The organism is Citrobacter sp. Cb080, assembly GCF_030334745.1.
In the GTDB taxonomy this organism is placed as follows: Bacteria; Pseudomonadota; Gammaproteobacteria; order Enterobacterales; family Enterobacteriaceae; genus Citrobacter; species Citrobacter braakii.
The window spans coordinates 1-6,301 of record NZ_JAOWDG010000031.1 but is presented as its reverse complement, the minus strand read 5'-3'; the positions used below and the strand labels follow the sequence as shown (position 1 = coordinate 6,301).

At 48.6% G+C, this 6,301-nt stretch carries 7 protein-coding genes; 4 read left to right on the top strand and 3 right to left on the bottom strand.

Annotated features, from left to right (window positions below):
* Window positions 1–37 precede the first annotated feature (37 nt).
* Window positions 38–1,245, bottom strand: a protein-coding gene (locus OGV38_RS06455) for an IS3 family transposase (protein WP_117086587.1) whose coding sequence is annotated in 2 segments (ribosomal slippage) — window positions 38–924 and window positions 924–1,245 — 1,209 coding nt in all. Because the reading frame shifts where the segments join, the coding sequence is not laid out codon by codon here.
* A 149-nt stretch (window positions 1,246–1,394) separates the two neighbouring features.
* Here OGV38_RS06455 and OGV38_RS06450 point away from each other — a divergent pair.
* Together OGV38_RS06450 and OGV38_RS06445 are read left to right on the top strand one after the other, a co-directional pair.
* Window positions 1,395–1,556 (top strand): hypothetical protein, encoded by a 162-nt coding sequence (locus OGV38_RS06450; protein WP_286473070.1) that lies wholly within the window; start codon window positions 1,395–1,397, stop codon window positions 1,554–1,556.
* A 218-nt stretch (window positions 1,557–1,774) separates the two neighbouring features.
* Complete coding sequence (locus OGV38_RS06445) at window positions 1,775–2,065, top strand: hypothetical protein (protein ID WP_016154338.1); 291 nt, start codon at window positions 1,775–1,777, stop codon at window positions 2,063–2,065.
* Between the two features lie 716 nt (window positions 2,066–2,781).
* Here OGV38_RS06445 and OGV38_RS06440 read toward each other — a convergent pair.
* On the bottom strand, window positions 2,782–3,273 hold the full coding sequence (locus OGV38_RS06440) for a DNA-binding protein (protein WP_088544847.1): 492 nt from the start codon (window positions 3,271–3,273) through the stop codon (window positions 2,782–2,784).
* Window positions 3,274–3,504: 231 nt separating this feature from the next.
* Here OGV38_RS06440 and OGV38_RS06435 point away from each other — a divergent pair, with 231 nt between their 5' ends.
* Together OGV38_RS06435 and OGV38_RS06430 are read left to right on the top strand one after the other, a co-directional pair.
* Window positions 3,505–3,741, top strand: a complete 237-nt coding sequence (locus OGV38_RS06435; RefSeq protein WP_023277393.1) for a helix-turn-helix domain-containing protein — start codon at window positions 3,505–3,507, stop codon at window positions 3,739–3,741.
* Window positions 3,738–5,168 carry a transposase domain-containing protein gene (locus OGV38_RS06430; protein ID WP_286473068.1) on the top strand — a complete coding sequence of 477 codons (1,431 nt, stop codon included), beginning with the start codon at window positions 3,738–3,740 and terminating at the stop codon, window positions 5,166–5,168. Before OGV38_RS06435 ends, OGV38_RS06430 begins: the two co-directional genes overlap by 4 nt.
* On the opposite strand, the gene OGV38_RS06425 is transcribed toward OGV38_RS06430, so the two are convergent.
* The gene (locus OGV38_RS06425) at window positions 5,088–6,239 is read right to left on the bottom strand and encodes an IS30-like element IS30 family transposase (protein ID WP_286473067.1); all 1,152 of its coding nucleotides are present in this window, start codon (window positions 6,237–6,239) and stop codon (window positions 5,088–5,090) included. The two genes, OGV38_RS06430 and OGV38_RS06425, sit on opposite strands and share 81 nt — an antisense overlap.
* Window positions 6,240–6,301: the final 62 nt, after the last annotated feature.

The following is a 6,301-nucleotide window of genomic DNA, read 5'->3' as shown; positions in this document are numbered from 1 at the left end:
TGATCTTGACCCTCCATCTCCGAACAGCTTTTGTATCTTAAGTTAACGATGTCCGCTGCCGCCGGTATTCCCTCGGGGAGTGATATCCCAGCGCGCTGTGCGGGTGGTTTTCATTGTAATGCGTGAACGCTACTGCAAGGTTTCGCAGTGCTGTTCTCACATCCGGTTTTGGCATGAACGCGATATAGTCTTCTTTCATCGTTTTCACGAACCGTTCGGCCATGCCATTACTCTGCGGGCTGCTCACCGCTGTTGTGCAGGGCTCCAGATTCAGCTCTCTCGCGAACCTCCGCGTTTCATACGCGGTATACGCTGAACCGTTATCCGTCAGCCACTGCACCGCTGTGTCGGGCAACCTGTCGCCGAAGCGCTTTTCCACCGACCTCAGCATCACATCCTGCACGGTCGAACTGTCATAGCCTCCCGTGCTTGCTGCCCAGTCTATGGCCTCACGGTCGCAGCAGTCCAGCGCGAACGTTACCCGCAGTTTTTCGCCGTTGTCGCAGCCGAACTCGAAGCCATCTGAACACCAGCGCATATCGCTTTCTGCCACCGCTATCTTGCCCTTATGTTCACGCTTCGGTCGCTCTGGTTTGTGATGCAACAACAACAGGTTATGCTCACGCATTATCCTGTAAAGCCGTTTGGCATTCACAGGTAGCTGTCCCTCTGTGCGACGTTGCTTGCGCAGGATGCCCCACACGCGTCGATAACCATAACTCGGCATATCGCTGATAATGTTGAGGATAGCCGACAGTATTTCTGCGTCTGCTTCTTCATTACGCCGGTTACAGCGCCTGTCCTGCCAGTCGGCAGAACGGTTAATCCGCAGTGACAGTTGCGCACGCGACACGCCCATGGTCCGGCAGACCATGGCTATTCCCCGTCCTTTGGCAACAAGGGCGCGTGCGCTATCCATTTTCGCGACTGACCGTACTCCACGGCTTCTTTCAGGATCTCAACTTCCATCGTCTTCTTGCCCAGAAGGCGCTGAAGCTCCCGGACCTGCTTCAGAGCAGCAGTAAGCTCAGAAGCAGGAACGACTTCCTCTCCAGCCGCAACGGCGGTGAGGCTGCCTTCCTGATATTGCTTCTTCCACTTAAACAGCAGGCTGGGCTGGATACCATGCAGGCGGGCGACATGGGAGACATTCATACCCGGCTCCATCGTCTGCTGGATAATGGCGATCTTCTCCTGAGGAGTTTTACGTTTACGGACTTCTTGCCCTAACAGGATCCCGGTCATCTCAAAATTGGCGTTAGTGTTAGACATATATTCAAGCCTATCTCTTATCTGGAGATACAGCTACTGTCCGGTGTTTCAGGGGGCTACATCAGCGGTTTGCTTCTATCTCTTTCAGGTCAACTAAAGGCGCTAAGACCGTGGATGTAAAAGTGACTCGTAATAGCAATACCGCTGGGTATGACCTTGAGTTAATCAGCGTGGTCGATGTGTTGGCTACCGGTTCCGTTAAGGTGAAAACTGGAGCATTCGACGTTGAGACAGACGCCTCTTTCCCGTTGGTCCATGCTATTCGTTTTACTGCCGTAGAGTAGCTATAAACCCTGAGTGAACATACGGAGGACCCCATGAACTTACAGGAGTTGTATGTGTTCGTCCTCTGCGTCCACTTGGTCTGCCAGATACTCTAAAGTGATTGATAGATACTAGCGATCAATTTCAGTTTACCGATCGAGACAAACGATCATCAGTATGCCCGCATCCGGGCTATCCTTTAGACTCCGTTTTTATGGTTATTTAAAGGAATATCAACATGTTGAAAGGTATCGGGTCATTTATCGGGATGGCTTTACTATTACTGGCTGCTGGTTGTATGGCTGGTTACATCTATGGTGGGGTACAGTGGTCAACATATCGGGCGCTTGCTAGGGCAGTGAGTGCCTTTTGGTGGGCCTCCGGGGCTTTGTTCTTGCTGGGCATCGTGTACCGTATTGTCTTCAATAGATTATCGTCGGTTTGTGGCGTTCTCTTTACTGCCGCAATCGCCATTGCTCTGGTGCTAACTGGTCTTCACTTTGCGGTCGGTGGGGGCTGGTGGCACTAGCAGATGGTTCTTGTGCTTAAAATTCCTCACAAAAATCTCCGCAGGTATCTAATATATAAAGTTTAACGACTTCCCCCTGTAGCCCTCTCAAAGTTGTTCCCTGAGCAGTGGGGGCTACCATCTCTTGATGTTTAAACATTAGGACATTACAGCACTTCTCAGCTTGGTTCTATTCCTCCGAGGGGAACATTACGTTCATTCAGCCTTGACCAGAGATCACTCAATGTGTAACCATTACTGTAACCAAAAGGATTCATGATTCTTTATGAAACAAATGGTTAGTGAGTGATTGTCTTCGATGCTTCGATTCCCTTCGCCCGCTCCACGACTTACTTCTCACAGACTCTCCTGATTCAATTATTCTTCGTAATCTCAATGTGTTTCTTTGTTTAACGGTCATACGGACTCAATGCACGACTATGCAGGCTGACTAGTGACAGTGATGTATGGATCAAACGGAGTAACCGGAAACAACCGGGAGTTCGAGGGAACAAACGGGAGGAAACCTTGAGTGGCAAGGCTTAACGATAGGTAAAGCTAGTCAACTGGTAGAAAACCACCCAATATGACAATTTTAGATCGTTCGACAACAAAGTTAAAAAGGTGTCATATATAGTTAGATCGTACTGCCGACTGTTTAATGGGATTTAAATTCGGCTTAAAACGTTATCACATGGAGGTTCAAAACAAAGCCAGCCAATTGTACATTTCTGTAATCAGCCAGCCTTGTTTTGCGTGCTTACGTTCGACGCTGGGCTATCCTTTTCAACGGAATCACATTGTCCGAAAATCTCTTTCTGTCGGACCGGATTTGAATCAGATAACTCAAGCACCGCAGGCATAAGCATCTTTAATCCACCAGTGATAAATATCTCCATAACAGCTTCACGTTGGGCTTCAGTCATCCCCTGATAAATCATCATCCAGAGTGCTTGCTTCTCATCATTTGCTAAGCCACTTTTTGTCTTGAAATCCTCAACTCCCATAGATGGCTGTCCTTTGTTGCTATACCCAAGATAATTTTGGGTCCGTGCAGGCAATATCGATATATGGTATTCCGTGGCTTTAGTCCCTCCTCGTTTCCGCCGCACTCCGTCCAGCCCCTCTGCGAGTTTTTCTAACTGCTTACGTACATTGGATACTCCACTTGGGAATCCGGGCATCCCCGCACACTCTTGAGCCGTAAACCAAGTTTGCACATTCATCATTACCTCCTGTTTCCGATTTTTTCTGATTCTCAAAAAATTCGATTCGATTTTTTAAGGCGTAAAAACATGCTTTCATCAAAATCAAAGACTTAAATTCGATTTATCAAGATTTGATAAAACCGACAAAAGACCGATAAAAAGATTGAATTCGATTTTTTGTGTGTTATATTTTTACACGTAAAGGTGAGCAGTTTAGTTCACCGCAACGAGTAAATATTTAAGGATCGCAGAATGATGACCAAAAGCCAAGACTGGCACCCGGAAGACATCAAAGCAGCGATTAGAAAACGCGGAATGACGACCAGTCAGTTATCCCGTTGTCATGGGTTAGCGGAATCAACATTACGTAACGTATTCCGTCACCACTGGCCCAAAGGGGAGAAAATTATCGCTGACTTTCTCAACATGGAGCCATCAGAGATATGGCCTTCGCGTTATCAGAATCTGACTGTTAAAGAGGTTGCATGATGGAGTTTTGGGTATCAGTGAAAGAATGTGTTGGCGTCTGTGGTTTCCCACAGGCTGAATCTAATGCGCGGAAAAAACTTGAGGATCTGGTTTGCGGTCGCAGTGAGCTACGCCGCAAACGTGCCGGAACCAAAGCATTTGAATACCACATATCAGTATTGCCACCAGAAGTTCGGGCTGAATTGCTGGCTGGTCGTGGGCTGATTGAAACCTCATCTGGCCTCATTACTCTGCCGAGAGAGCCGGAACGTGTGGCCGCTGATGACCTTGATCGTCAGCGTCTCTGGTCTGCATGGGAGAAAGCGACCGGCGAACAGAGACTGCATGCAGAGCGTCGCACGAAAGCTGCTGCGCTGGTGGCTGAGTTGATGGCGTCAGGTGTTGGCAATCGAAAAGCGATTACTCTGGCCGCGAAGCAATTACAGATCAGTGAAGGAACGCTGCGCAATCTGTACTACAAAGTGAAGGACTTCAGCCCTGACCTCTGGGGACCGGTACTGCTCGATCGCCGCGTCCGCGAAAAACGCGTGACAGGACGTTCGGCTGAAATCTCTGATGATGCCTGGCAATTCTTCCTGGGCGATTATCTGCGCAACGAAGCCCCGTTTTTCTCCAAATGCTATGAACGGCTCGAAATCGCCGCAGAAACACATGGCTGGACCATACCGGCTGAACGTACCCTGCGTCGTAAGCTGGAACGTGAAGTTGATCCGCGCATTGTCGTTGCCACCCGTGAAGGTGAAAACGCCCTGGCGCAGATGCACCCATCTCAACAGCGCACCGTCGCACAATTGCATGCGATGGAATGGATTAACGGTGACGGTTATCAACACAACGTGTTTGTCCGCTGGTTTAACGGTGAAATCATCCGTCCCAAAACATGGTTCTGGCAGGACGTCCACAGCCGCAAAATTGTCGGCTGGCGGGCTGATGTATCAGAAAACAGCGACAGTATCCGCCTGTCACTCATGGATACACTGAAAACCTACGGGAAACCCCAACACATCACGATAGACAACACCCGTGCAGCGGCGAACAAATGGTTGTCTGGTGGCGTTCCTAACCGCTACCGGTTCAAAGTCCGTGAGGATGATCCGATGGGGATTATCCCTCTGCTGGGTATCAAGCTGCACTGGACCGGTGTTATCGGTGGTAAAGGCTGGGGCCAGGCTAAACCCGTAGAACGTGCCTTTGGTGTGGGTGGTCTGGGTGAATACATTGATAAACACCCGGCACTGGCTGGCGCATTTGCCGGTGAAAATGTCAGTTCCAAACCAGAAAACTACGGCAGCCGCGCCGTTGATGTTGAGACCTTTATGGAAATTATCAGTGAAGGTGTTGTAGATTCAATCTGTCAATGCAACACCCCTTTCAATTATCTCTTTCGGTGTTTTGAACTTCAGTGTCTTTCTCGGTCTGTTGTTTAGCTGAGCAGCAACCAGATCTAGTTCATGTTGAGTATATTGGGCAAGACATGTCTTTTTAGGAAAGTACTGCCGAATTAGCCCATTTGTGTTCTCATTTGTTCCCCGCTGCCAAGGACTCTGAGGATCGCAGAAGTAAACTTTAACGCCGGTGCTGACAGTAAATTCTAGATGTCTGGCCAGTTCCATTCCTCTGTCCCATGTCAGTGATTTTCTGAGTTCTGACGGTAAACTCAGGAATTTGTCGGTAAGAGCCTGATTTACTGAGACAGAATCTTTGCCCCTGAGTCTAAGGATGATCGTATAACGTGATTTTCGGTCTACAAGTGTGACTATATGAGAGTTTTTTGTACCTGAGACTAAATCGCCCTCCCAATGCCCCAGAGAGCGTCTGTTATCGATATTTCGGGAACGTTCGTGAATTGGTGTTCCGTTCACTATGTTAATCGTACCTCTTTCGCCTTTGCGGGTATGACGCCTGCCATGGCGAAGGCTATGCGACCGTCGCAGATGCTGTATATTCAGGTGGTGTAGCGCTTCACGGCTACGAAAGTACAGCGTTTTATAAATTGTCTCAGGTGATATTCGCAGCGTTTTTTGACGTGGTTTTGTTCGCCTTAACCATCCTGATATTTGCTCTGGAGACCATTTCATCTCCAGCTTTTCCAGAACAAGCTTTCGCAATGGTAAATTTTGATCCAGTAAGCACGGTTTTGGCCTTTTCGCCATTCTGTTGGCTCGGTTATTAGCATCAACAGCTTTGTAATAGCGTCTGCCCCGATTACGCTGAACTTCACGTGAGATCGTCGAAGGACTGCGATTCAGCGCAGTAGCTATCGCACGAATGCTCATTTTGGCTGACAAACCAGCTCGTATCTCCTCGCGCTCAGACAGTGTCAGGTGAGCTACAGCCCGCTTACGCTCATGGGGTTTTATGCCGCCAGTATCCCTTAACATAGTGAAGATCGTTCCGGGTTTTGAACCCAGGATATTCGCTATTTCACTGAAGCCTGTTCCGTTCTTCCATAGTTCAAAAACAGAGGCTTTTTCCTCTGCTGTAAATGTTCGTCTCATTCAAAAAACCTCCGCAACCCCATGTTTTCACATAACTGTTGCGTTGACCAATTGAATCTACA